The sequence below is a fragment of the Brenneria sp. hezel4-2-4 genome (assembly GCF_013155275.1).
Classification (GTDB): Bacteria; Pseudomonadota; Gammaproteobacteria; order Enterobacterales; family Enterobacteriaceae; genus Brenneria.
The window spans coordinates 226,330-251,772 of the sequence record NZ_JABJXS010000004.1 but is presented as its reverse complement, the minus strand read 5'-3'; the positions used below and the strand labels follow the sequence as shown (position 1 = coordinate 251,772).

Annotated in this window: 23 protein-coding genes, 1 tRNA gene and 1 pseudogene; 17 read left to right on the top strand and 8 right to left on the bottom strand. The window is 52.2% G+C overall.

What is annotated here, in order from left to right; genetic code table 11:
• Positions 1 to 25: 25 nt before the first annotated feature.
• Positions 26 to 1,282, top strand: a complete 1,257-nt coding sequence (entS, locus tag HOY33_RS10910; protein WP_172290241.1) for an enterobactin transporter EntS — start codon at positions 26 to 28, stop codon at positions 1,280 to 1,282.
• On the opposite strand, the gene fepB is transcribed toward entS, so the two are convergent.
• Complete coding sequence (gene fepB / locus HOY33_RS10905) at positions 1,279 to 2,292, bottom strand: Fe2+-enterobactin ABC transporter substrate-binding protein (protein ID WP_172290240.1); 1,014 nt, start codon at positions 2,290 to 2,292, stop codon at positions 1,279 to 1,281. The two genes, entS and fepB, sit on opposite strands and share 4 nt — an antisense overlap.
• A 169-nt stretch (positions 2,293 to 2,461) precedes the next feature.
• Between fepB and HOY33_RS10900 the strand changes: the two genes are divergently transcribed.
• The 11 genes from HOY33_RS10900 to HOY33_RS10850 all read left to right on the top strand — a co-directional run bounded on the left by HOY33_RS10900 (position 2,462) and on the right by HOY33_RS10850 (position 13,799).
• On the top strand, positions 2,462 to 3,652 hold the full coding sequence (locus HOY33_RS10900; RefSeq protein ID WP_253906961.1) for an isochorismate synthase: 1,191 nt from the start codon (positions 2,462 to 2,464) through the stop codon (positions 3,650 to 3,652).
• Positions 3,649 to 5,277, top strand: coding sequence for a (2,3-dihydroxybenzoyl)adenylate synthase (locus HOY33_RS10895; protein WP_172290238.1), 1,629 nt, complete (start codon positions 3,649 to 3,651; stop codon positions 5,275 to 5,277). Before HOY33_RS10900 ends, HOY33_RS10895 begins: the two co-directional genes overlap by 4 nt.
• Positions 5,277 to 6,155 carry an isochorismatase gene (locus tag HOY33_RS10890; protein WP_172290237.1) on the top strand — a complete coding sequence of 293 codons (879 nt, stop codon included), beginning with the start codon at positions 5,277 to 5,279 and terminating at the stop codon, positions 6,153 to 6,155. The genes HOY33_RS10895 and HOY33_RS10890 overlap by 1 nt, the downstream gene beginning before the upstream one ends.
• Entirely contained in the window at positions 6,152 to 6,910 is a 759-nt protein-coding gene (dhbA, locus tag HOY33_RS10885) for a 2,3-dihydro-2,3-dihydroxybenzoate dehydrogenase (RefSeq protein ID WP_172290236.1), read from the top strand. Before HOY33_RS10890 ends, dhbA begins: the two co-directional genes overlap by 4 nt.
• A gap of 235 nt (positions 6,911 to 7,145) precedes the next feature.
• A complete protein-coding gene (gene prfC, locus HOY33_RS10880) occupies positions 7,146 to 8,735 on the top strand; it encodes a peptide chain release factor 3 (RefSeq protein ID WP_172290235.1) in 1,590 nt (529 codons plus the stop codon).
• A gap of 485 nt (positions 8,736 to 9,220) precedes the next feature.
• Positions 9,221 to 9,835 carry a molecular chaperone OsmY gene (gene osmY, locus HOY33_RS10875; protein WP_172290234.1) on the top strand — a complete coding sequence of 205 codons (615 nt, stop codon included), beginning with the start codon at positions 9,221 to 9,223 and terminating at the stop codon, positions 9,833 to 9,835.
• Between the two features lie 163 nt (positions 9,836 to 9,998).
• On the top strand, positions 9,999 to 10,160 hold the full coding sequence (locus HOY33_RS10870) for a DUF1328 domain-containing protein (RefSeq protein WP_000490275.1): 162 nt from the start codon (positions 9,999 to 10,001) through the stop codon (positions 10,158 to 10,160).
• Positions 10,161 to 10,282: 122 nt separating this feature from the next.
• Positions 10,283 to 10,471: a stress-response protein gene (locus tag HOY33_RS10865; protein WP_172290233.1), complete on the top strand. Its 189-nt coding sequence runs from the start codon at positions 10,283 to 10,285 to the stop codon at positions 10,469 to 10,471.
• A gap of 94 nt (positions 10,472 to 10,565) precedes the next feature.
• Positions 10,566 to 11,390 carry a TatD family hydrolase gene (locus tag HOY33_RS10860; protein ID WP_172290232.1) on the top strand — a complete coding sequence of 275 codons (825 nt, stop codon included), beginning with the start codon at positions 10,566 to 10,568 and terminating at the stop codon, positions 11,388 to 11,390.
• 308 nt (positions 11,391 to 11,698) lie between these two features.
• Entirely contained in the window at positions 11,699 to 12,976 is a 1,278-nt protein-coding gene (locus HOY33_RS10855; protein ID WP_233356395.1) for a NupC/NupG family nucleoside CNT transporter, read from the top strand.
• 106 nt (positions 12,977 to 13,082) lie between these two features.
• On the top strand, positions 13,083 to 13,799 hold the full coding sequence (locus HOY33_RS10850; RefSeq protein WP_172290231.1) for a 4'-phosphopantetheinyl transferase: 717 nt from the start codon (positions 13,083 to 13,085) through the stop codon (positions 13,797 to 13,799).
• Positions 13,800 to 13,891: 92 nt separating this feature from the next.
• Here HOY33_RS10850 and HOY33_RS10845 read toward each other — a convergent pair whose 3' ends face one another.
• On the bottom strand, positions 13,892 to 14,590 hold the full coding sequence (locus tag HOY33_RS10845) for a helix-turn-helix transcriptional regulator (RefSeq protein ID WP_172290230.1): 699 nt from the start codon (positions 14,588 to 14,590) through the stop codon (positions 13,892 to 13,894).
• A gap of 422 nt (positions 14,591 to 15,012) precedes the next feature.
• Between HOY33_RS10845 and HOY33_RS10840 the strand changes: the two genes are divergently transcribed.
• The 3 genes from HOY33_RS10840 (at position 15,013) to HOY33_RS10830 (ending at position 17,876) form a co-directional block, all read left to right on the top strand.
• Positions 15,013 to 15,711, top strand: a complete 699-nt coding sequence (locus HOY33_RS10840) for an antitermination protein (RefSeq protein ID WP_172290229.1) — start codon at positions 15,013 to 15,015, stop codon at positions 15,709 to 15,711.
• 254 nt (positions 15,712 to 15,965) lie between these two features.
• Positions 15,966 to 16,304 (top strand): phage holin, lambda family, encoded by a 339-nt coding sequence (locus HOY33_RS10835; protein WP_172290228.1) that lies wholly within the window; start codon positions 15,966 to 15,968, stop codon positions 16,302 to 16,304.
• A gap of 279 nt (positions 16,305 to 16,583) precedes the next feature.
• A complete protein-coding gene (locus HOY33_RS10830; protein ID WP_233356394.1) occupies positions 16,584 to 17,876 on the top strand; it encodes a glycoside hydrolase family 68 protein in 1,293 nt (430 codons plus the stop codon).
• A 219-nt stretch (positions 17,877 to 18,095) separates the two neighbouring features.
• On the opposite strand, the gene HOY33_RS10825 is transcribed toward HOY33_RS10830, so the two are convergent.
• From HOY33_RS10825 to HOY33_RS10810, 4 genes are read right to left on the bottom strand one after another with little or no spacing between them, the layout of a single operon-like run.
• Positions 18,096 to 19,244: an MFS transporter gene (locus tag HOY33_RS10825; protein WP_172290227.1), complete on the bottom strand. Its 1,149-nt coding sequence runs from the start codon at positions 19,242 to 19,244 to the stop codon at positions 18,096 to 18,098.
• 44 nt (positions 19,245 to 19,288) lie between these two features.
• Positions 19,289 to 19,930 (bottom strand): HAD family phosphatase, encoded by a 642-nt coding sequence (locus HOY33_RS10820; RefSeq protein WP_172290226.1) that lies wholly within the window; start codon positions 19,928 to 19,930, stop codon positions 19,289 to 19,291.
• Positions 19,931 to 19,934: 4 nt separating this feature from the next.
• Complete coding sequence (locus HOY33_RS10815; protein ID WP_172290225.1) at positions 19,935 to 20,996, bottom strand: zinc-binding dehydrogenase; 1,062 nt, start codon at positions 20,994 to 20,996, stop codon at positions 19,935 to 19,937.
• Positions 20,996 to 22,240 (bottom strand): aspartate aminotransferase family protein, encoded by a 1,245-nt coding sequence (locus HOY33_RS10810; protein WP_172290224.1) that lies wholly within the window; start codon positions 22,238 to 22,240, stop codon positions 20,996 to 20,998. Before HOY33_RS10810 ends, HOY33_RS10815 begins: the two co-directional genes overlap by 1 nt.
• Before the next feature lie 880 nt (positions 22,241 to 23,120).
• Between HOY33_RS10810 and HOY33_RS20745 the strand changes: the two genes are divergently transcribed.
• Positions 23,121 to 23,249 (top strand): hypothetical protein, encoded by a 129-nt coding sequence (locus tag HOY33_RS20745; protein ID WP_256380226.1) that lies wholly within the window; start codon positions 23,121 to 23,123, stop codon positions 23,247 to 23,249.
• 169 nt (positions 23,250 to 23,418) lie between these two features.
• On the opposite strand, the gene HOY33_RS10805 is transcribed toward HOY33_RS20745, so the two are convergent.
• On the bottom strand, positions 23,419 to 23,913 hold the full coding sequence (locus HOY33_RS10805) for a group 1 truncated hemoglobin (RefSeq protein WP_172290223.1): 495 nt from the start codon (positions 23,911 to 23,913) through the stop codon (positions 23,419 to 23,421).
• A 514-nt stretch (positions 23,914 to 24,427) separates the two neighbouring features.
• On the opposite strand from HOY33_RS10805, the pseudogene HOY33_RS10800 reads away from it, so the two are divergent.
• Positions 24,428 to 25,171: pseudogene (locus tag HOY33_RS10800) on the top strand (Fic family protein).
• A gap of 157 nt (positions 25,172 to 25,328) precedes the next feature.
• Here the strand turns inward: HOY33_RS10800 and HOY33_RS10795 are convergent.
• A tRNA-Phe gene (locus HOY33_RS10795) sits at positions 25,329 to 25,404 on the bottom strand.
• Positions 25,405 to 25,443 lie beyond the last annotated feature (39 nt).

Genomic DNA, 25,443 nt, shown 5'->3' with positions numbered 1-25,443 from the left:
AATGTACAACCGCCGGAAAAATGCCATGGACAGACCCTCCATTTTACTCAATTTCAGTTTACTCAAAGAGAATCGCGATTTCCGGGCGCTGTTTTGCGCGCGTTTTATCTCCGTTTTGGCGCTGGGTATGCTGACCGTGGCGGTTCCGGTGCAGATCCAGCAGATGACCGGTTCGACGCTTCAGGTCGGTCTGGCGGTCGTTCTGGCCGGGGGCGGCATGTTTATCGGCCTGTTGTTGGGCGGCGTTATGGCGGACAGATACAACCGCCGTCGCCTTATCCTGTTTGCCCGCGCCACCTGCGGCGCCGGATTCGCCGGTTTATTCCTGAATACGCTGGCGCCGGAACCGTCGTTGATCCTGCTCTGGTTGCTTGCCGTATGGGATGGTTTTTTCGGCGCGGTCGGCATGACGGCATTGATGGCGGCCACCCCGGCGCTGGTCGGGCGCGAAAACCTCGCCTCGGCGGGAGCCATCAGTATGCTGACGGTACGCTTCGGCGCGGTGGTGTCTCCCGCCATCGGGGGAATGGTTATCGCCTGGGGCGATGTGGGCTGGAATTACGCTTTAGCCGCCGTCGGAACCTGGGTAACGCTGATCCCGCTCATTCGCTTGCCGTCGATGCCGCCGCCGCAGCAGCCGAAGGAGCATCCCGGGCGCGCGCTGCTGGCGGGCGTGGTTTTTTTAAAACAGAATCGGGTTATCGGCGCCATCGTGCTGATGGGGACGCTGGTCAGCCTGACCAGCGCCGTCCGGGTGCTGTTTCCCGCACTGGCTATCCGTTGGCAGATTGACGCTTTACATTTGGGACTGATGTATTCGGCGATACCGCTGGGGGCGGCGCTGGGGGCGTTTACCAGCGGCCGGGTGGCGCAAACCCCCCGGCCCGGCAGACTGATGATCTTTACCGCCGTGGCGGGATTTTTAGTCCTTAGCCTGTTCAGCCTGATGCCGTATTTTGTGCTATCGCTGTGCTGTCTGGCGATCTACGGCTATCTCAGCGCGATCAATTCGTTGTTGCAATTTACCCTGGTGCAGAGTCTGACGCCAAATGCGTTATTGGGGCGCGTCAATGGCCTGTGGACGGCGCAGGCCGTGACCGGGGATGCGTTTGGCGCGCTGTTGCTGGGCACCATGGGAACCCAACTGCTGCCGCAAACCTCCGGCCTGCTGTTCGGTCTCGGCGCCGCGCTGGCCGGCGTGGCGCTGGCCGCACTGTCGGCCTCGCTGCGTCGGCTTGAAAACCTCAACCCGCCGCAGCCGGCATCATCGGCGGGAAATTAATGCGTGCCAAAGTATTTTTCCAGCCGATCCAGCATATTGCTGGCGCTGTAGTAGTCCAGACGAAAGGTATCGTTGCCCATGGCATAAACCTGTCTGTCCCTGACCGCCGGTAAATGGGCGACAAACGGGTTGGCGAGCAGTGGCTCGATGCTCTCTTCATCTGTGGAAAACAGCAGGTAGGTATTGCCGTTCAGCCCGTCTGCCATCTTCTCGCCGGACAATTGCACCAGATCCTTACGCATGCCCATGCTGTGGTTTCCTCGTACCGCATCAGGTACGGCGGCCAGCTCGAAACCCAACTGTTTAAGCAACTGGCCCTGCGCCGAGTCGATAGTCCATAAATTGGCGCCCTTGCCGTCTTCCCGCCAGACAAAAGCGCTGACCGGCTGCGGAGGCAACTGCAAACGTTGCTTCACGGCGTTCAGCCGGTCGTCGAATTTCGCGATCACCGCCCGGGCCTGCTCTTCGCGTCCGGTGGCGTAGCCCAATTGAGAGGCCAGTTCCTGCCAGCTTTTATCATCATAGTTAACCACCAGTACCGGCGCGATAGCGCTAAGCTGTTGACGCAGCGCCAGGGCGGAATCGCCTCCCGTGGCGGCGACCACAATCAGATCCGGCGCTTCGTTGGCTATCGCTTCGGCATTAGGCTTGGTTTCATAGGTTTTTTTTACCTTACGTTCGAGGGCGACGTCACCCCACTGGCGCAGGAATCCCTGACTGTCGGAAACGCGGGAGCCCGGGCTGGTGGCGGAACTGGCGATGACCGGCGCGTCAATCGCCAATAGGGTGCCGGTAACGGTGACGCTGGTGGAGACGATGCGCTGCGGCGGCGCCTTGAGCGTGAGCGTGCCGTCAAGGGTCTGAATCTGTCGCGGCCAACCTTCGATAGCCGCATTGTCCGGTTTCGTTGCCGCGCCGGTTTCGGTTTTTCCGTCGCAGGCGCTCAGCATTAACGCCAACACCGGCAGCAACGCATAGCGCCAGCCCGAGAAATAAAATACCGCTCTCATCACCTAAACCTCTTATCGCTTAAACATAAAATTGGGGGACGTGAAGCTCGTTTTCCTACTGTTGACAATGCGAAAGCATCGTCATAAGTTGTTACGCAAATCTATTAATGATAATAGTTATCATAATCGTTATCATTATGAATTATACCGGAGGTTGCGAGTGTACCGTTTGATTAGGGACAATGTCACGCAAGAGGAGAACCGTGGCTGGCAGCCAGATTCAGGGTTCTTTTTCAGTTCTCCCTTCCGTAGCCTGTATACACAAGGTCGTTTTATGGCGTTGACGACGCCCGCCGGCGATGGCTTTGATACCGGCGGCGTCTTTCAGCGCACGCTGCAACAGGCGTTTGCGCGCGCCAGGGCGGCGGGCATCGCCGAACCGGTGGTGGTTGGCGCCATCCCCTTTGATGCGTCCCGTCCGTCGGCGCTGTTTATTCCCCGGCAAAGCCACTGGTTTTGTCGCGCCGGCCTAACCATGCCGGTACTCAACGATTGTCCTTCATTACCGGATATGGTGACAACCCAGCCACGGCCAAACCGGGATATTTTTATCGATTTGGCGAGTCAGGCCGTGAGGGCGACGCGGGAGGGAAAATTAACCAAGGTCGTGCTCTCGCGCCTGCTGGATATCGAACTCAGCGCGCCGGTCGATCATCGGGTGCTGTTGGCGCGTCTGCTGGCTCGCGAACCCGACGCCTATCATTTTTACGTTCCCCTGGACGATGGCGCGCTGCTGGGCGCCAGCCCTGAGCTATTGTTACGCAAGTCGGGCCGTGATCTGCACTCCACGCCGCTGGCCGGATCGGCGGCGCGCGCCAACATTCCGCCAGCCGATCGGCGCGCCGGACAACAATTGCTGGATTCGGCAAAGGATGGTTATGAGCATCGGGTGGTGATTAACGAAATGCGCCGGGTGTTGACCTCCCGCTGTCGCCAATTGCACATCCCCGAGACGCCGCAATTGCTCTCCACCGCCACGCTATGGCATCTGGCGACCGCCATCAGCGGCGAAACGGCGACTGATGCCGACAACGCCTTGTCGCTGGCCTGTTTACTTCATCCTACGCCCGCGTTGTGCGGTTATCCCACCGACACTGCGCGGCGGTTAATCGCCGATCTTGAGCCGTTCGAACGCGGGCTGTTCGGCGGCATCGTCGGTTGGTGCGATGCGCAGGGTAACGGTGAATGGGTGGTCACTATCCGCTGCGGCGAAGTGCGTGAAAACCGGGTGCGATTGTTTGCCGGCGCCGGCATTGTGCCGGATTCGCAGCCGGTTTCCGAATGGAACGAAACCGGCGTGAAGCTGAGCACCATGCTGCATGCCTTTGGAATAACCGATCACCGGGAGTGTGTCGCATGATGATCGAATTCAACCGCTGGCCCGCGGCGCTGGAACGGCGCTACCGTGAGCGCGGCTATTGGATTGACCGGCCGCTGGACGATATCCTCAGCCGTCACCGGGATAATGACGCGCCGGCGCTGATCGACGGCGAGCGCCGCTTCAGCTACCGCGAGCTAAACCAGCATGTCGACCGGCTGGCTGGCGCACTGACGCGTCGCGGCGTACGGCGCGGACAAACGGCGCTGGTGCAGTTGGGCAATATCGCCGAATTTTACCTGACCTATTTCGCCTTGCTGCGTATTGGCGTGGTGCCGGTGAATGCGCTGTTCAATCATCAGCGCAGCGAATTGAGCGCCTATGCGCAACAGATAACCCCGGCGCTGCTGATCGCCGATCGCCGTCATGACCTGTTTCATGACGATAGGTTTATTGATGCGTTACGTCAGGTCACCCCTTCTTTACAACTGGCGATCCTGCGTGGCGATGAAAACCCCGACCGCGATTTAAACCATCTGCTTCAGGAAACGGGGAACGATGAAGCTTCCTCGCCGACGCCGCCGGATGAAGTGGCGTTTTTTCAACTGTCCGGCGGCAGTACCGGCACGCCGAAACTGATCCCCCGCACCCATAACGATTACTACTACAGTATTCGCGCCAGCGTGGAAATTTGTCATTTTGACGCCGATACTCGTTATCTGTGCGCCTTACCGGCCGCTCATAATTATCCGTTAAGTTCGCCGGGCGCACTGGGCGTATTTTATGCCGGGGGAACGGTGGTGATGGCCGCCGATCCCAGCGCCGACCACTGTTTTCCGCTGATTGAACGGCATCGGGTTAACGTGACGGCGCTGGTGCCGCCTGCGGTAACGCTGTGGCTGGAAGCCGTTTCTCTGCTCGGTCAGCGTAACGCGTTGCAAAGCCTGACGTTATTACAGGTCGGCGGGGCACGGCTGAGCGAGGCGCTGGCTCGCCGCATCCCCGCCGAACTGGGATGCCGACTGCAACAGGTTTTCGGCATGGCGGAAGGGCTGGTGAACTATACCCGCCTTGATGACGATGACAGCGTCATCTTCACCACCCAGGGGCGTCCGATCAGCCCGGACGACGAAGTCTGGGTGGCCGATGCCGAAGGGCATCCCCAGCCCTGTGGGCAGGCCGGGCGGCTGATGACCCGCGGTCCCTACACCTTTCGCGGTTATTACCGCAGTCCGCATCATAACCAACAGGTGTTTGATGAGCAGGGCTTCTACTGCTCCGGCGATGTGGTGATCCAACACCAGGACGGCCACCTACAGGTGGTGGGGCGGGAGAAAGATCAGATTAACCGCGGGGGCGAAAAGATTGCCGCCGAAGAGATCGAAAATCTGCTGTTACGCCACCCGCAGGTGATTAACGCCGCGCTGGTCGCCATCCCCGATCCGCTGATGGGGGAAAAAAGCTGCGCTTTCGTCGTTTGCCGGGAAGCGATCAAATCCGTGGCGCTGCGCCGTCACCTGCGCGAACAGGGCATTGCCGATTATAAATTACCGGATCGTTTTACCAGCCTGCCGGCGTTACCGGAAACACCGGTCGGAAAAGTCGATAAACAACGGTTGCGCGAGATGGCGCAACAGCTTACGCAACCGTTGCAGGAGAGTCACTGATGAGTATTCCCAAACTGAATAGCTATCCTCTGCCGTCGGCGGCGTCCCTGCCTGACAACAAAGTGAGCTGGCCGTTGGAAACGCCGCGCGCGGCGTTGTTAATCCACGATATGCAGCACTATTTTCTTAATTTCTGGGGGGAAAACAGTCCGCTGACCGCCCGGCTTATCGAAAATATTGTTCGTCTGAAGGATTTCTGTCGTCAGCACGCTATTCCGGTGTTCTACACCGCGCAGCCGAACAACCAGAGCGCGGCCGACAGGGCATTGTTGAACGATATGTGGGGGCCGGGGCTGAACAACTATCCCGAGCAGCAGAAAATCACTGATGCGCTGACGCCCGACAGCGGCGATACCGTGCTGGTAAAATGGCGCTACAGCGCGTTTCTGCGCACCGACCTGGAGCAGCGACTGCGCGATGCCGGACGTAACCAGCTGATTATCTGCGGGATTTATGCCCACATCGGCTGTCTGACCACCGCCAATGACGCCTTTATGCGCGATATCAAACCGTTTATGGTAGCTGACGCGCTGGCCGATTTCTCGCTGGACGAGCACATGATGGCCCTGCGCTATAGCGCCGGCCGCTGCGGGCGGGTGGTCACCACCGGCCAGTTGATCGCTTCTGCGCCCTCGGCGGCGGAATACAGTCACGCCAGCCTGCGGGCGGAGCTGCTGCCGTTTCTGGACGACGACTGTGGTGAGGTGGGCGATGACGAAAACCTGCTGGATTACGGACTGGACTCCGTGCGCATCATGTCGCTGGTGAGCCGCTGGCGTCAGCAGGGCCACGAGGTGGATTTCGTCACGTTGGTAAAAACCCCGACCATCAACCACTGGATCTCGCTGCTGACGGCCGTACAGCGGGAGGAAGCATGAGCAGCCAACTTGATTTCACCGGGAAGCAGGTATGGGTAACCGGCGCAGGCCGCGGCATCGGTTACGAAACGGCTTGTCGTTTCGTACAGGCCGGGGCCGAGGTGGTGGGGTTCGATCGGGCGTTCTCCGACGGCGCGCCGCCTTTTACCCCTTGCCTGCTGGATATCAGCGATGCCGACGCCGTGGCGGCGCGTTGCGCCGAACGGCTATCGCAAACGCCGCGGTTGGATGTGCTGGTCAACGGGGCCGGCATTTTGCGGATGGGGGCGGCGGAAACGCTCAGTCAGCAGGACTGGCAGGATTGTCTGGCGGTCAACGCGGGCGGGGCATTCAACCTGTTTCAGGCGACGATCCCGCAGTTTCAGCGTCAGCGCGGCGGGGCGATTGTTACGGTGGCCTCCAATGCCGCGCATGTTCCCCGGGTGGGCATGGCCGCCTACTGCGCCTCGAAAGCGGCGCTGCGCAGCCTGTGTCTGACGGTGGGGCTGGAGCTGGCGCCCTACGGCGTGCGCTGTAATGTGATCTCGCCAGGCTCGACGGATACGCCGATGCAACGCACCCTGTGGCACGCTCCAGAGTCGGAGCGGCAAACCATCGCCGGTTTTCCCGAACAATTCAAACTGGGCATTCCGCTGGGGAAAATCGCCCGTCCGCAGGAGATTGCCGACGCCATTTTATTTATGGCCTCCGATCTGGCCGGTCATATTACGCTACAGGATATCGTCATTGATGGCGGCGCCACGCTGGGCGCCTGAGCATCGCCATCGATAAAGCCGGTAAAAGATTCCGTTATTCATCGGTGCCAGGCAGGTTGAGCGCCTGCCTGGCATATGACCGGTGATATCCGCCGCTTTCAGTCACTGATTGTGTATAACCGTTAAATCAGGGAAAATACCCGGCTTACTCTCTTTTATTTCCGCTTTGCCTGACGCTGACATCGAGGTGATTTGATGCTGACGCCGGGTGGCTAACAGAAGAAACCTGAAAATCATGTCTCCAAGTGAATACGCCCGCGAAGTCTCGAAAAGAAGAACTTTCGCCATCATTTCCCACCCCGATGCCGGTAAAACCACAATTACCGAAAAAGTATTACTGTTCGGACAGGCGATCCAGACCGCCGGTACGGTAAAAGGGCGGGGTTCGAGCCAGCATGCGAAATCCGACTGGATGGAGATGGAAAAACAGCGCGGTATCTCCATTACCACATCCGTTATGCAGTTTCCCTATCATGACTGTCTGGTCAATTTGCTTGATACCCCGGGGCATGAGGACTTCTCTGAGGATACCTACCGCACCCTGACGGCGGTGGACTGCTGCCTGATGGTGATTGACGCGGCGAAAGGGGTCGAAGATCGTACCCGTAAGCTGATGGACGTGACTCGTCTGCGTGATACGCCGATCCTGACTTTCATGAACAAACTCGACCGTGACATCCGCGATCCGATGGAAGTGCTGGATGAAGTGGAAAACGAGCTGAAAATCGCCTGCGCGCCTATCACCTGGCCTATTGGCTGCGGCAAGCTGTTCAAAGGCGTTTATCACCTCTATAAAGACGAAACCTATCTTTATCAGTCCGGTAAAGGTCATACGATCCAGGAAGTCCGCATCATCAAAGGATTGGATAACCCGGATCTGGACGTGGCGATTGGCGAAGATCTGGCGATGCAACTGCGTGAAGAACTTGAGCTGGTTAAAGGGGCGTCGCACGAGTTTGAACTGGAGGCGTTTCTGTCCGGCGATCTGACTCCGGTGTTTTTCGGTACGGCGCTGGGTAACTTTGGCGTCGACCATATGCTGGACGGCCTGGTTGACTGGGCGCCGGCGCCGATGCCGCGTAAAACCGATACGCGCGAAGTGGTCGCCGACGAACAGAAATTCACCGGTTTCGTATTTAAAATCCAGGCCAATATGGATCCGAAACACCGCGACCGGGTGGCGTTTATGCGCGTGGTGTCCGGTAAATATGAGAAAGGCATGAAGCTGCGTCAGGTGCGTACCGGCAAAGATGTGGTGATTTCCGATGCGCTGACTTTTATGGCCGGCGACCGTTCGCACGTCGAAGAGGCCTATGCGGGAGATATCATCGGGTTGCATAACCACGGCACCATCCAGATTGGGGATACCTTTACCCAGGGTGAAGAGATGAAGTTCACCGGTATTCCCAACTTCGCCCCGGAAATGTTCCGCCGCATCCGTCTGCGCGATCCGTTGAAGCAAAAACAATTGCTGAAGGGGTTGGTGCAGCTTTCGGAAGAGGGCGCGGTACAGGTATTCCGTCCGTTGACCAACAACGATCTTATCGTCGGCGCTGTGGGCGTGTTGCAGTTTGACGTGGTGGTCGCGCGGCTGAAGACCGAATACAACGTGGAAGCTATCTACGAATCGGTTAATGTTTCCACCGCGCGCTGGGTCGAATGCGGCGATGTGAAAAAGTTTGAAGAGTTCAAACGCAAGAACGAACAGCATCTGGCGTTGGATGGCGGCGACAATCTGGCTTATGTCGCCCCGACCATGGTCAACCTGAACCTGACGCGGGAACGTTACCCTGAAGTCATGTTCCATAAAACGCGCGAACATTAATCCGAGCTGTATAAGTAATCAGCGTTTTGTGTGAAATTTAAGCGCCCGCTCGAATAGCGATAAATGCGGTTCGATTCGGGCGTTTTGTTTATATTTTTTATTATTTATCAACTAATTAGTCATATATTGCCCGAGGTTATGGCGGAAAAACCCGCCACAGACAAATCTGAATTGCCGCCGGTTCCCGTTCTTTTCTCTTTATCGTCCTGTGATTTCCTTTTCCGTGGTCTATAGTTAACAACGTGTTAAGTGTTTCTAGTTTGTTTACCTGTTAACGCAATTTTAGCTAGTTCTTTATATTGCATTTTTTCCTATTTTAGGAACTGTACTCTGTTTATTTTGGTTTAGATGACGTTAATGACGGGTGCATTTAATCAACGACATGAGGTTACGGCAATATTTTGAATGGCATTGGCAATCACTCTGCGTTAATGCAGCCCGCATCGCTATGTGTCGGGCACATAAAAACATAAAGGAAGATATTGATGAAAAAGACCAAACTCACACAATCATTGATCGCCGTCGCTCTGGGTTCGATTCTGGTCGGCGGTAATGCGCTGGCAGACGATACGTTTGGGCAAAAAGTACAACGTATCGCCAACACTACAGGTGAAAAAGTGGATAGCTCCGCCAATAAAGCGTCAGGTTACATGAGTGACAGCGCAACCACGGCAAAGGTGAAAAGCGCCTTGCTGGAAGATAAAACCATCACCAGCGGCGATATCTCCGTTGAGACCACTAATGGCGTCGTCACCCTGAGCGGATTCGTCGGCAGCCAGGCGCTGGCCACTCGCGCGGTAGACATCGCGACGAAAATCGAGGGTGTGCAGTCGGTGAGCGACAAACTCCAGGTTAAGGATAATACCTCGCAGTCTGTCGGCGCTTATGCGGGTGATGCCATGACCACCAGTTCGATTAAGGCCAAATTGCTGGCGGACGATATTGTTCCTTCGCGTAAGGTGAAGGTTGAGACGCATGAAGGCGTCGTGCTGTTGAGCGGTGAAGTTGATAACCAGGCTCAGTCAGCGCGTGCTGAAAGTATCGCCAAAGCCGTTGACGGCGTAAAAAGCGTCAAAAACGACTTAACGATTAAGTCATAACCGTTAATTTTAAATATATAAACCGGGTTATCCGCCAGAGCGGATAACCCGTTATGACCTGAACCTGCAAAACAAGGCATTACCACCTGGATACGCAATCAGGATGCATTATCAGTGTCAGGACGATCGCCATGATTTTTAATTTTTTTGGTAAGGAGAGCATATGTTTCGTTGGGGTATTATCTTTTTAGTTATCGCTCTGATCGCTGCGGCATTAGGTTTTGGTGGTCTGGCGGGTACGGCGGCAGGTGCGGCTAAAATCGTCTTCGTTGTCGGGATTATTTTGTTCCTGGTAAGTTTGTTTATGGGTCGCAAACGGCCCTAGATAAGCGTATAAATTATTAGAAGAGGATGAAGACAGGGCAGCCATGCCATATGGCTGTCATATTTATTTGACACCCTGTTTGAGGTATTTGCTGAACTCGATGTTTTATCAGGAGGTCTATGATGAATAGTGATATAGCAGTTGGCAAATGGAAACAGTGGAAAGGGAATTTCTGGGCGATGTGGGCCGAATGGTTTGACAGCGACTGCGCCTGGCTGGAGGCGAATAACGGTTATTTATCCGGGATACTCCAGGAAGATTACGGAAAACAGCATGATAAGCTCTCCTCGGAAAAGAAAGTTTTACACTGAGGGGCGTCCAGATTGGAAATGCGTCTTTCCGTTGCCCGTTTTCGGGCCTCGGCGACGGGGTTGATTCGGCACGTTCATTACCCCGGTCAAGCCTATGACGATTGAAAACCGGCTGGCAGAAAATACCGCCGCCCGGCATACCTTTATTGATACTCACTGCCATTTCGACTTCCCGCTGTTCGGCGAGAATGAACTGGCAAGCCTGCGTCTGGCCTCGGAAGCAGGTATCGAGCGAATTATTATCCCCGCCGTCGAATCCTGTCGCTTTGAGCGAGTGCTCTCGCTGGCGCGCCGCCACTCATCTCTCTATGCGGCTCTTGGGTTGCACCCGCTGTATATTTCCCATCATCGTGATGCCGATCTCGAACTATTGGCGGCGCAGCTGCGTCAAAAGCCCGCCAAGATGGTCGCCGTGGGAGAAATCGGGCTGGATCTTTATATGCAAGAGCCGCAGTTTGAGCGGCAATATCACCTGCTTGAGGCTCAACTCAGGTTGGCGAAGCAGTATGATCTGCCGGTCATTCTGCACTCGCGCCGCAGCCACGATCGACTGGCGCAATTGTTGCGTCGTGTTGAGGTGCCGCGTACCGGCGTGATCCACGGCTTCGCCGGAAGCCTGGAACAGGCGCAGGCATTCGTTCGCTTAGGTTATTATATCGGCGTGGGCGGAACGATTACCTATCCTCGCGCCAACAAAAGCCGTCAGGCGATCGCCCGTTTACCGCTCAGTTGCTTGTTGCTGGAAACCGACGCGCCGGATATGCCCGTTTATGGCTATCAGGGGGAGCCAAATCGCCCTGAGCGGGTAACGGCGGTTTTTCAGTCGCTTTGCCAACTGCGGCCTGAACCCGCCGCGGATATCGCAACGGCGGTATATCGCAATACGCTCAGACTGTTCGGATTGCCGCAGTACGGGTAGACCACAATTGGCGTTTAAAAGCCGTTTTCCATGAAGTTCCCTCCAAAATAGCCATTGTTTTTTCATATAATGGCAATGAAATTGTGATGCAGATCACTATTATGTGTTTTCAACCATTCGATGTTGTATATATTTGTGACATAAGTTGGCTACGGCTCAAAGCGTGCCTTTATAATCGGCTCGGCTGATAAGTCACCTGTCTCCTGCTTTGTCGGGTGATCGGCTTCTCATTTTTATAACGACTGATGGTTATCACAACGGGTTGTTAGCAAAAAATTATCGTTATCTCGCGCTAAAGGGAACTTCACATGCAACTCTTCATGAGTCTCATCGGCATGGCGGCACTTGTATTATTTGCCGTCCTGATTTCCAGCAATCGCAAGGCCATCAGGCTACGCACGGTATTGGGCGCTTTCCTGATTCAGATCGGTATTGGCGCATTGGTGTTATATGTTCCGTTAGGACGCAAAGTGCTGGGGGGCATGACGGAAGGTGTGGCCAATATCATTTCTTATGGTAATCAGGGCGTCTCTTTTATGTTCGGCGGCTTGGTTTCCGACCAAATGTTTGAAGTCTTCGGCGGCGGCGGTTTTGTTTTTGCGCTTCGCGTGCTGCCAATTATCGTTTTCTTTTCATCACTCATCGCCGTGCTCTATTACATGGGCGTTATGCAGTGGGTGATTCGCTTGCTTGGCGGCGGCTTGCAGAAACTGCTGGGCACGTCGCGCACGGAATCGCTTTCCGCCACCGCGAATATTTTCGTCGGTCAGACAGAAGCGCCGCTGGTGGTGCGCCCGTATATCGCCGGTATGACGCAGTCGGAATTATTTGCCGTTATGTGTGGCGGTCTGGCCTCTATCGCCGGTTCGGTCATGGCCGGTTATGCGCAGATGGGCGTGCCGCTGGAATACCTGATCGCGGCCTCCTTTATGGCGGCTCCCGGCGGGCTGTTGTTTGCCAAGCTGATGGTGCCTGAAACGGAAAGCACCCATGACCGGGAGGAGATGTCCGGCTTTGTCGATGAAAACGATCGGCCCGCCAACGTGATTGATGCGGCGGCCAGCGGCGCGGCTTCCGGTATGCAACTGGCGCTGAACGTGGGCGCGATGCTGCTGGCGTTTATCGCGCTGATCGCATTGCTTAACGGTATTCTGGGCGGCGTGGGCGGTTGGTTTAACTATCCGCAGTTGTCGCTGGAATTGATTTTAGGCTGGATCTTTTCGCCAGTGGCGTTTTTGATCGGCGTTCCCTGGAATGAAGCGACTATCGCCGGATCGTTTATTGGTCAAAAGCTGATCGTCAATGAGTTTGTGGCCTATATGAATTTTAGCGGGTATTTGAAAGCCGACGAGGTGGTGGCGGCCGCTGGTTTACAGGTGTTGTCCGATCATACCAAGGCCATTATTTCGTTCGCACTTTGTGGGTTTGCTAACTTGTCATCGATAGCTATCCTTATTGGAGGACTGGGCAGTATGGCGCCGACGCGGCGTCAGGATATTGCCAGGTTTGGTTTGAAAGCCGTCACCGCGGGTACGCTTTCAAACCTGATGAGCGCCAGCATCGCCGGGTTCTTTTTAGCGCTGTAATGGTTCTTGGTTGAGTGATAATGGGTGGGAGCCGCCCATTATATTTATTGAAGGCTGAGGTGCTGGATTGCCCTGAAAGTGATTTCTCCTTCAAGAGTAAAGTAACATGCTTGCTGCTTTTATTAATGATGTTGAATGGATAACGTTCCCGCAGGCAATGGATGGCGCCATGTACCCTGGTTTTAGCGCCCGCTGTCATTTCCATTTGTCCGCCTACTCCGACGTGTTGTTTACCGAGGCTGAGATTCCGTTTTCCGATGCGCTTGAACGTTCCGTGCCGAAACGTCGTGCCGAGTTTCTGGCAGGCCGCTGTTTGGCCAGACAGGTGGTGCGTAAACTGGGGATTGTCGATTTCGTCCTGCACAGCGGCGAGGATCGATCTCCGCAATGGCCTGAAAATATCGCCGGTTCCTTGAGCCATAATGCGGATAGCGTATTGTGCGCAGCACATATCCGCAGTACGGATCTTTCCTGCGTCGGCGTCGATATCGAGACTTTTCTGTCTGCTGAACGCGCGCAGGCGTTGTGGCCCGGTATTGTGGATGAAGAGGAATATCAGTGGCTGAACGCGCAGAATGATGAATTCCGCTGTTTATTGACGCTTAGCTTTTCCGCCAAAGAGAGTTTATTTAAGGCGTTGTATCCGCAGGTTAAACGCTATTTCGATTTTCTGGATGCCAGAATGGTCGCGTTGGACAGCGCCAGACAGACTTTTGAACTGGAACTACAGACTGATTTAACGCCAATGTTCCATGCGGGCCGCCGCTTTCGGGGGACTTTCCTGAAAAGGTCGTATGATATTGCAACCTTTCTCTGTTGTTAACCAACCGGCCCGCTAATACGCGGGCCGGTTGTCGCCCGTCAATGCCGCGTGCGAAGCGGAAATCGTCGTCAGCGGCTTAGGGGAGCGGCCGTTCACACCAGTGCGGATACCCACCATACGCGCCCGATAACGGCCAGTTCACCGTTGATAATTTGTTCTTTAGTGACAACCTCGTCTTCATAGGCCGAGTTGTAAGAACGCACGATGATACTTCCGTCGGGCCGTTTGATCAGCGCTTTTACGCGTTGCAACTCACCCATGCGAATGGCATACATTTTGCCGTCTCGGATCTGTCTGTCCGACAGGTTGACGGCGACTTTGTCGCCGTCCGACAGCTTGGGTTCCATACTGTCGCCCATGACGGTAACCACGCGGGTATCTTCCACCCGGATACCCAGCCGCCTTAAAGTATGAGAACGAAAGGGGAGTGCATAAACTTCATCTTCATCAATATCATACGCGCCCCCTCCGGCTGATAGCCTGACGCCTAACAATGGAACCTCCACAAATTCGTCATCATCGTTATCAATGCTTTCCCACTCGGTGACATGCAGGCGGGAAACCTTGAAATTGCTGCTTTCTGGCTTCGGCTGACCAATGCCACTAAGTAACCAGTCTAATGAGTAGCCGGTTTTTTCATTGATGGCCTGGGCGGATTCGCGACTCAGCGTTCCGCGTTTTAACCAGTTGTTTACTGTTTGAGGTGACGTACCCACAATCTTTGCCAAATCCTTTTGCTTCATTCCCTCTTCGCGCATCAGATGGCGCAGGCGTTCGGTTAGCTCTGTCATTTTTACCAACTTAAAAAATAAACACTGTGTTGATTTATTCGTTGTATTGTTGATTGGCGTTGACTATAGTCTGCTTTACGGATGATAAAATCAACAAAAAAATGACTGAATTTTGACTAGGTGGCTGACAAAGCACATAGACAGAATGGCCGCCAGCCGCGGTTATTCACCAGGATTTAACAGTAAGATCGAAAGGAAAGACTCTATGGAACGTAAATCGACAATACGTCCGTTGCGAGCACGGTCCGGGTACTTGAACCGGCCACAAACAGGATTGCCCCCTCTTTGGCGATTATGGGGGGCGTGGGGGAGAAGCGTCATCCGAATAGGGCCAGACTGTGGTTATCTAACCTCGGATTATCAACACGGTTTCGGGCGCTTAAGCGATGTAGCGTCTCAGCTTGTTATACGGAGATACTACAATGAAGATTGAACATGCGCTTAGCCTGTGCGGCCCCAAATCGGCCTCGTCGATGTTTACATGCCGGGAAGCGTCGCCCACGTATGTTTATCGGCCCCAAAGCGGCAACAGACCCATAAGTCAGGCCAGAAAAGGAAGCGTTTCTTCCGCGGGCGCGCGGGACAGCTATAGCGATATCCTGCTGGCCCTCGGAGTCGTCCAGTCACGCGAGGCATTGGGGCTTAGCCTTATCTTTGCCAAGTACAACAAAGATCCTGATGAAAGAAACAAAGCGATAGCGGGGATCGCCCGTTTTGGCCTGAAACAGGCGCCGGCGCGGGTGGGAAAGGCAGCCGGCCGGCAGATGGCGAACTGCATCGTGCTGATGGCGAAAATGGCCGTGGAGGAATACAGCCGGACGGCGGACGATCCGCAAAACCGCTGCCGTTGCAAAGGCCGGGGCAAAGTGACGGATCTCGCCGCCTCTCGCGCGGCGGGTGAGACGATAGAGAAAGTTTGTCCCCGCTGCGGCGGCAGCGGTATGAAGCCGGTAAAGTCGGTCTCGGTATATAAAGTGATTAAAACGTTGGTGCCTGATTTAACGCAGCGCACATGGTCACGAAACTGGAAGGTATTTTATGATTCTCTTATTGCCCAGTGTTATCAGGAATCTACGGCCGCTGAAAGACTATTTTCCCTGATTACATCATCGCAACAATAAAGCGCAGAAAATAAAATTCACTTTTTTTTAAATTAAGGCTTGCACTCTTGTCCGAAACTGGTTAGATTTATTCCCATGATGGAGATGTAGTGATTGAGCCATCGGAAAACAGATATATTACAAAGCCTGCTGATTGCAGGCTTTTTTTATTTTAGCCCCGGATAACCCCGGGGCTTTTTTTATGCATTATTTATGAACGGTGACTTTGATAAGAATTTTCTTATTTGTTTAATCCATATTGGGGAAGAGTAAATATGCAAAGTAATGTCTTCAGTTGGGCAGGCATTTATGAATTAATACATGCCTGGTGGCGCGGAGATGTCCCCACAGGGGGAGTATTGCTGTCTATTTTTATAGCGATACTGCGCGTTGCGTACACCGGCGGAGGCTGGCAGCGTATGCTGCTGGAAGGCGCGCTGTGTGGGGCATTGACGCTGACTGCTGTTGCATCTCTGGAGTATTATTCGCTGCCTAAAACATTGACGCCGGCGTTGGGCGGCATGATTGGTTTTATCGGCGTCGAGCAGATTCGTCGCGGTATATTGAGATTGTTCAATGAACGAACGGAAAATGAAAAAAACACTAAGAAATAAACTCATCAGGTAATGTCTTACTTGATGAGTTATTTTCTTATAGCTCGGGTTGTTATCTTTTAAAAAAGGAGGTGTATGAAAACATTTATCTGAAGCAATATTGTCTGAAATACATTTGTTTTTTTGTTGAGTCCAATAGTGAATTTATTCTGCTTTTTCAGCGGAAGGGTTTTTTGCGCCCGTCATTATATGGACATTATCCGTTATAAAGAAAGACGTCGCCAGAATATCAAACCTGATGTTTTGGTTTTATTTTATTTTTATCAAGAGAGAAATATTATGAATCAACTTAATCAATTGAATCAAGGTAAGAAAGCCGCTCTTAAAAGTATTCAACCGCATAAGCCGACTATTTGGTCGCGGGCAGATGCGCTGAAAGTCAATGAATACGATCCGACCACAACCCAGCCGCTGGTCAGCGGCGATTTCCCGGTCATGAGCGATGACGTGTTTATCTGGGATACCATGCCGCTGCGCGATATTGACGGCAATATCGCCTCGGTCAACGGCTGGTCGGTTATTTTCACCCTGACCGCCGATCGTAACCCGACCGCGCCGGAGTATCAGGACGAACAGGGCAATTATGACATTACCCTCGACTGGAACGACCGTCACGGCCGGGCAAAAATGTACTTCTGGTATTCACGCACCGGTAAAGACTGGATCCTGGGCGGCCGCGTCATGGAAGAAGGCGTTTCACCGACGACGCGCGAATGGGCGGGTACGCCGGTTCTGCTGAACGATCGCGGTGAAATAGATCTTTACTACACTGCGGTGACGCCGGGCGCGACCATCGTAAAAGTGCGCGGACGTGTGGTGACCACAGAAAACGGCGTGGAAATGGTGGGCTTTAAAAAGGTGAAAATCCTGTTTGAAGCCGATGGCAAAATGTACCAGACCGAAAGCCAGAACCCTTACTGGGCCTTCCGCGATCCTTGCCCGTTCCGTGATCCGAAAAGCGGCAAACTGTATATGCTGTTTGAAGGCAACGTTGCGGGCGAGCGCGGTTCCCATGTGGTTGGAAAAGAGGAACTGGGCGATGTGCCTCCTGGCTATGAAGATGCTGGCAATTCCCACTATCAGACCGGCTGCGTAGGTATTGCGGTGTGCCGTGATGAGGATGGGGATGATTGGGAACTGCTGCCGCCGCTGATCACGGCGGTTGGCGTAAATGACCAGACCGAGCGTCCGCACTTTGTTTTCCAGGATGGAAAATACTACCTGTTCACCATCAGCCATAAGTTTACCTATGGCGACGGCCTCACTGGGCCTGACGGCGTGTACGGTTTTGTCAGTGAAAACCTGTTCGGGCCTTATGTTCCGTTGAACGGCTCCGGGCTGGTTCTGGGCAATCCGCCTTCACAGCCTTACCAGACCTACTCGCACTATGTTATGCCTAACGGGTTGGTGACATCCTTCATTGATTCCGTACCAACGGGTGAAGATACCTATCGCATCGGGGGCACCGAAGCGCCGACGGTATCGATCAAACTGAAAGGCGAACAGACCTTCGTGCTGGAAGAGTATGACTATGGCTATATCCCCCCAATGATTGATGTTGAGGTGAGATAATCGCTGCCGGGGAGCCGCTGCGGCGGCTCCTTTTTTATAAAGAGTCCGGTACCCGGAAAGCCAACTGGCTGGTTTCTTTGCAGGGACTATGCCCGGAGCCGGGAGATAGTCAGTTGTCTATTACGTTGACATTCACCACAAGCCCCATCCCCGCCTGTTATCAAGCTTCATCACTCTTCCTCAGGTTTATAAGCATGCTACCGTTCCGCTTACATCCCCCTAAGTCGTTAATTTGACCCTACATGAAACAACCAGCAGGATAATTGAAAGCAGAGTAACAAAAATAAATGCGCCAATCAGAGAGAAAAGATGCGCGACGAAACCAATTATCGCGGGACCCATTAATATCCCTGAATAGCCCAGCGTAGAAACCGCGGCGACAGCTAACGCATCAGGCATATCTTTTTGCTGCCCTGACGCGGTAAACAGCATCGGGGCAATATTCGCAACCCCCATGCCAATCAGCAGAAATGCCAAAGCGGTCAGTAATAACGCATTGCTCGCGATAAGCACTATAAATCCTGATGTGGCCAGGATTGCGCTACCAATAAAGATCCTCTTGGCTCCCAGCATCGCAATCGCTTTGTCCCCCAGAAACCGCCCTAACGTCATGGTGATGGCAAAGAGTGTATATCCCAGCCCCGCCTGATGGATATCGATGTTGTGCTGGCTGATTAACAGGATCCCGCTCCAGTCCAGCATGGAACCTTCCATCACATATGCGATGCAGCACAGCAGCCCCAGCACAACTACCACTCCCTTTGGCAACACAAAAAAAGGCGTCTCGCGGCGTTCTGCCTTATCCATGAGGCCAGACCAGGCAAACAACATGATTAATCCTAATAGAACAATCACTATCATCACGACATGCAGCGGCGATATTCCCCCGGCCAGTAGTGCGCTGACCGCCGCGGCGCCGGCTATTCCACCAAGACTGAAAAGTGCATGAAATCCGGACATGATCGGTCTTTGGGCATATTTTTCGGTAATCACGGCATGAATGTTGACCACAACATCCATGGCGCCGATGCCTGCGCCAAAGAGAAAAAGCGCCAGCGCCAGCGGGATAATATCCTCCAATTTCACTAACGCCGGCAGCGTAGCTAAAACTAACAGCAGCGCCAGCGTAAAAACGCGCCGACAGCCGAAGCGGACAGCCAACATGCCGGATAAAGGCATCATCAATAGCGACCCAAGACCAAAAGCTAACAGGATAGCGCCCATAATGCCGTTATCCACCTGAAGACGCTCTTTGGTTAGGGGGATAAGCGGGGCCCAGCTTGCCAGGCTGAATCCGGCGATGAAAAAAGCTTTGCGCGTTGCTGCAATCGGTTTTTTGGTCAGGGAGATAGCGTCTTTTTCAGTCACAACGACATCCTTATACCCCCCACGCGGACATGGGGGGGTAGCTGTCAGGAAACTACATTTAGTTGAGAGAACTCAGCGATATCGCCCAGACTGGCAATTACCGCGGAGGCCTGCCGATAGTGCTGCTGGTCAGAGAGCGCATGAGGCCATGCATAAATCTGCGCGATACCAGCCTGATTCGCAGCAGAGATCCCCAGGTCGGTATCTTCAATCACCACCGTATTTTTCGGCGCCGCGTGGAGTCGTTCAAGCATCTCCAGATAAGGGTCAGGGAACGGCTTGGTGCGCGCTATATCGTCTCCCCCTATCACTTGAACTGGCTCGTCCAGCTCAAGAAGCGCCAGGTTGGCAAGGCATAGGTGGCGTGGGGCGGTAGAGACAAAACCAAAGGCGATGCCCCGCTGTTGCAGCTTGTAGATAAGATCCTTCACGCCTGGACGCAAGGAGTGCGGAGCAAGCAGCTCTTTATAGGTATCGATCACCCGAGAGACAATACCGGGCTGATCGGAAGCGGCTATGCCGATAAAACTCAGCGTATCCTCCAGACTCAGTCCAATAAGCTGCTGTGGCGTATAATGCTGTATCTGCTCCGGAATCAGCGTCTGCAACACGTCAAAGTGCAGCTTTTCGCTATCAACAATGACTCCGTCGATATCAAAAATCACGGACAGAGATGTCATATTCACTCCGTTAATCAATATTCGCCAAACGTATCAACACCTTACAATTTGGAACCTCAAGCGGCGCCATTGTCTTGTTGGCTATATCGCAGCCGACCAGTCTGAAAGCACGCTGATAATCAGCGAAGGCAATTTCATGGCTTATCAGACGCTCGGCCGGAACTTCCCCATCACGGATCATGGCGTAGGCGCGTTCAAAGCTGTTATTCAGCGAATCGATCGAACCGATGATCGACAGACTCTTATCGGCAATTTTCAGTACGTCCAGGGTGGCGTGCTTATCCTTTAACGCCACGTTCAATAACTTGCCGCCGGGAGCGAGATGCTCGAATATCAATTCGGTCAACTGACCCGTCGTATCCACCACGAGGTCGATCTGACTGTTCCGGGATCCGTATTCCTGTTCCAGGGCTTGCTCAAAATCATCATAAATACGCGATGAAGGCGGTAGGCTATCGCTGGCAAACTGATACCGATGAGGATTTTTTTCAACCATAAAAGCCTCGACCCCCCGTTGGTGCAGCACCCACAAATAGAGCATCCCCATCGGGCCTGCGCCGGCAACGGCCGCTCGAATATTGGTATGGGTTATCGCCAGTTTATCCACGCCGGTGATGGTGCAGCTTAAAGGTTCTGTCAGCGCGGCCTCCCGCATGGTGACGTGATCATCCAACTTGCGTAAAAAAGCTTCCTTAGCACGATACTGATTTGCGAAAGCACCGTCATAAGACACACCCGCTTCAGTGCCCATTTTCTTTTCACAATGGTTTGGATTGCCGGTTTGGCACATGCGGCATTGCTTACAGGAATACGTAGGATTGATAACCACTCTGTCACCCGGCTTAAACCGGGTGACGCCGTTACCCACTTTAGCCACTACGCCGCTGGCTTCATGACCAATAGTTACGCCACTTTGCGCGACCGGATAATCGCCGCTAATAATGCCTACGTCAGTTCCACAAATTCCACATACGGCGATATCAACAATAACATCATCCGCCTCGGAACACGTCGGTTCCGGTGTTTCAGTAATATCAACCTGCCATGTCTGATAATATTTAAGCGCCTGCATTACACTGCCTCCGTTTGGGAAATAGATAAGCTTTGCATTTCGTTAAAAGTACTGTCCAATTTGGTGAGAATTTCCTGCAAATGTTCTCGGGTGCAAATCAGAGGCGGACGAACTTTTAGCGCTTTACCTTTCCCATATCGAGCACCACGAATAATCAATCTATGCTTGGCCGCAATCGCAATAGCTTGCGTTGCATATTCAGGGCTGGGAGTATCAAACCCGTACATATATCCCACACCCCGTACGCCACTGATGTCTGCATATTTTTCCTGTAGCGACAGCAATCCGCTACGCAAAAATTTTTCACCATTCACGACATTGTCAAGAATCCCTTCTTCTTCAAGAATATCGACAGTTTCATTTAGGGCGACAAGTGATAAAGGATTAGCGCCAGAGGTGCTTGAATGTTCGAATGACTCAAGTACGTCCAGTTCTTTTCGCATCAGGACGCCGCCGGTCGGAATGCCTATTCCCCCCGCCCCTTTGGCAAATACGATAATATCTGGTTCAAGTGCCTTGGCATAACCGGCTGAGGCAAAAAAGGTGCCTGTTCTTCCAAAACCCGTCTGCACCTCGTCGGCGATAAGAATAATGCCGTTTCTATTGCAGAACTCACGCACAGTACGATAAAAGCTCTCGGAAAGGACGATATTCCCGCCATTACCCAGTATCGGTTCAACGATTAAGCAGGCAATGTTTTCATTTGACCCGTACTGATAAATATCCTGGATATCGGGGTAATATTCTTGTTGATGCGTCTCTTCAGAATTTGACATAACGCTTGCAGGGACGGGAATTTTTAGAGAGCCGTCAATATTTACGTGAAAATGTTTAATACGAAATGCATTCCCCGAAATCTGAGCCGTCGCCAGAGATTGACCGTGATGAGCCAAAAAAAGCGAAATGACGCCTGAGCGTCCAGTGTACTTCTGCGCCATACGGATAGCGCACTCAACGGCACCAGAGCCGCTGACATCACGCAACCAGATACGATCAATATTTTCAGGAGTATGTTTTATGAGTTTCTTAAGTATGCACTGTGATATTTCACGGGTATAAGCAGAGCTTAAGTGAGCACAGCGATCAATTTGCGCTTTAAGTTTATCCGCTATCCTTTTGTTGGTATAGCCGAATTGTAGATTAAATGTACCTGAAGCGGCATCAATATATTTGATATCGTCAACCTGCAAATAGGGACCATCGCCTTTATAGCGAGATATCATACTTTCAAATCTATCATTCATAATATATACCATTTTTCAATTGAAGCTTGTAGAGATGTTTTCCAGTATGTAAACTCGTCTTTTAATATTTGATGATGGTAAAAACTCACCAAATATTAAGAGTATTCGTGTTAGCTACCTTGATGGCACAAATGAAAGATGCTTAACCAAATTAAATATAATAAAAGATATTGTTTTTTTACGTGCGATTATATAGATGCCATTTAATTACAGGCCTAGCGATGATTGACATCTTTTAAATGGATGCACATGAAAATCAGGACGATCGACGCGTGTCGTGTATCCTAACAATGTTACGTTGTGACACGGTATAATAATTAATTGAATTCATAATCTCTCACTTGTAAAGTGGTTAAAACCTTGAATGTGAATTATTTCTAATAACGCTCATCATTAATTTAGCAATATTTATGCACTTTAAAAACGGTTATTTCTATAGTCATAAATAGTGTGGTAAATAAATTCCATCTTGATTATATAAATAGTAAGTTTGAGTTTTTAATTATTTTTAATTACATTAAACAATATAATCCAATAAATGGCATCGTCAACAGAGATTAAAAACATTCAAGAAATATTAATAGCGAACTTATTAATTGATGTAATCATCAACCAAATAAGATGCAAACGACCTATCCTATTGTTATTCGTTATATTGTCTTAATATTTATAAGTGTGAATGCAGCATAATGACAAGGATGAAATCGCCCGACTCATTTATTAAATTAATTAAAATTTCTTAAAAAAAGCCATTTCGTTGAGGTTAGGTTGAAAAATAAAACATAGGCGTACCTCGCCCTGGGGATGGACACACTATCCGGGCATTGTTTTTTACAGATAGTTAGCGCGTCTTCCCTGACTTCCTGGGATATCATCGACAATGGAAACGTCGTTCGTACTGGATGCACTGGAGCAGGCGCTGTGGGCGACGCCCCACCGCCATATCCCGCCAGCGGAAGCAGAAAAGGCATATTATGCTTCCCTGGGAAATAAGGAACCGGCAGCCTGAGTTCCCGGATTTAACATTCTCCAGGAAAGCTGGGGCGGTTCAGTTTGCTGATTGATAATAAATCCGGCGCGTCAACAATACTCGTCTCAGACGAACAAGCACGTGATTGAGACGGACGTCCGCTGGATTTAGGCTGTCTGGCGTTTGTATTCGCGGAGAAGGTTTCCCGTCAGGATGATTTGTCCGGTGCCGGCCATTGAATGCCGACGCTTTTCATCCCTTTGGCCACATCCATTTCGGGGTGCGCGATGACGATATCCCGGTAGGAAGGTCCGCCGATGATGACTGGTTTGAACTGAGTCAGGAAGGCGGTGACCTCTTCGCGAATGTCGTCCGGTACGTTGAAATCGTCATAGCACTCGTCGATACACTCAAACACGGCGATCCAGTGCTCTTCGGTCAGCCCCATACCGCGATGTGCGGTCACCATGTCTCGGCCCCGATATTTGGTGTTGCCGCCCCATTTTTCACAGAGGAAATCGACGAAGTTGATATGTTCCTTCATAAACGTCGATTCGGACATATGGCTCCAGATATGGCCGATGGTGGGGTGCGTCATGGTTTTTCTCAACACGGCGCCGGCGAACACGTAAATGGCATCATAACCCCCGAGGCGTACATAGAGGGAGGCGTTTTGTTCCATAGCAGGTTGCTGTTCGTTCATCGTTCATTATCTCCGTTTCGGATGTGTTTTATGGTTGTGGCGCGTCCCTGCATTGCTTCTCGCTGGCCTTCCTGGCTCAGGCTTGTGGCTCAGAACACGTTCATTACACGCAGACTCTCACCTGCACGGCCGACAAACATCGGAAAAGGCTACTGATAATCATCGTGAACCCGACGGGAAAGTGTTCGGGGACATTTGAGATGTTTGTCTATTGCTGATTCCATAGGAACTCCCTGGCAACAGTTTTAGGTGAAAGTACATTCATGACTGATACTAAGGCGAAATCTGCGCAATACATTGCTGTGGCGGACAATCTCTTGGCTGAAAAGGACATTGTGTAGGCAATGGCCCGTAACCCTCTCTATTGAACATCTTTTAAACTTAAATTTGATATGTTGGATTAATGATTCTTGAGATCATCAGAAACGACGTTATTTCTAATTTATGGATTACATTGGTATTTTTGATGTACTTTTGAGATGTCGTCATGAACTATTTGAGATAACTAAACATCATGGCTCAATTTAATCACTTTGAACTCGGCCTTCTGAACCCTGACTTTGATTCCCCTTTGATCGATGCGCTGACGGAACTAACAATATTGAAGCTACGATGGAGTTCATCGACGAATACCTGAACAATGGTGATGACATAACGGAATATTTTATCCTCGAGCTGCATAGTCTGGCGGTTGCCGGGCTGCAACAGGAAGGCGATAAAACTCCCGGTGCATATCGGCAACATAACGTCAGTATTGCTCAGTCTGACCATTTGCCGCCGGATCACATTCGCGTTCCTGACTATATGGCGGAACTTGCGGCATTTATTAACCGGGCCGATAAGCCAAAATATGATCTGATGAAGATTGCGCTGGTGCATCACCGCTTTGGCTGGAGACATCCATTTGGCAACGGTAATGGCAGAACGGTCAGACTGCTGACCTATGCATTATTGATTAGTATGGTTTTAATGTTGAGGCCGGTGGTCGGGTTCTTAATCCGACAGCGGTATTCTGTAACGATCGCGAACGCTATTACGCTATGCTTTCATTAGCCGATAAAGGAACTGAGCAAGGCTTAGAAGAATGGTGCCTATACGTGCTTTCGGGGATCTCATCTTGGCAAGTTAATCGACCGGGGACTGCTTCAGCCAGTGGAAGAAGGGGCTCGTAGCTATACCGCGAAGTTTTCAAATTCGTATCTGATTCGTGGGGGTGATTAGGGTTTTGCGGGAAGAAGGGTTTATTCCTGATTTGTGATTTCAGTGTTTAACTTTTTCGCTACATTCAGTGGGTTTAATTGGCGCAAGAACATCGCGAGCGGTTTTCAGTAGACCTTGGCAGACGTAGGGAAGGAGATAACTTGTTGACGTTAAAATGCAAAACGGATGTCAGTAGACATCCGTTTCTAAATGAGTGGTGCCCGGACTCGGAATCGAACCAAGGACACGAGGATTTTCAATCCTCTGCTCTACCGACTGAGCTATCCGGGCAACGGGGCGCATTAAACCGTATTGCCTGCGCGTCGTCAA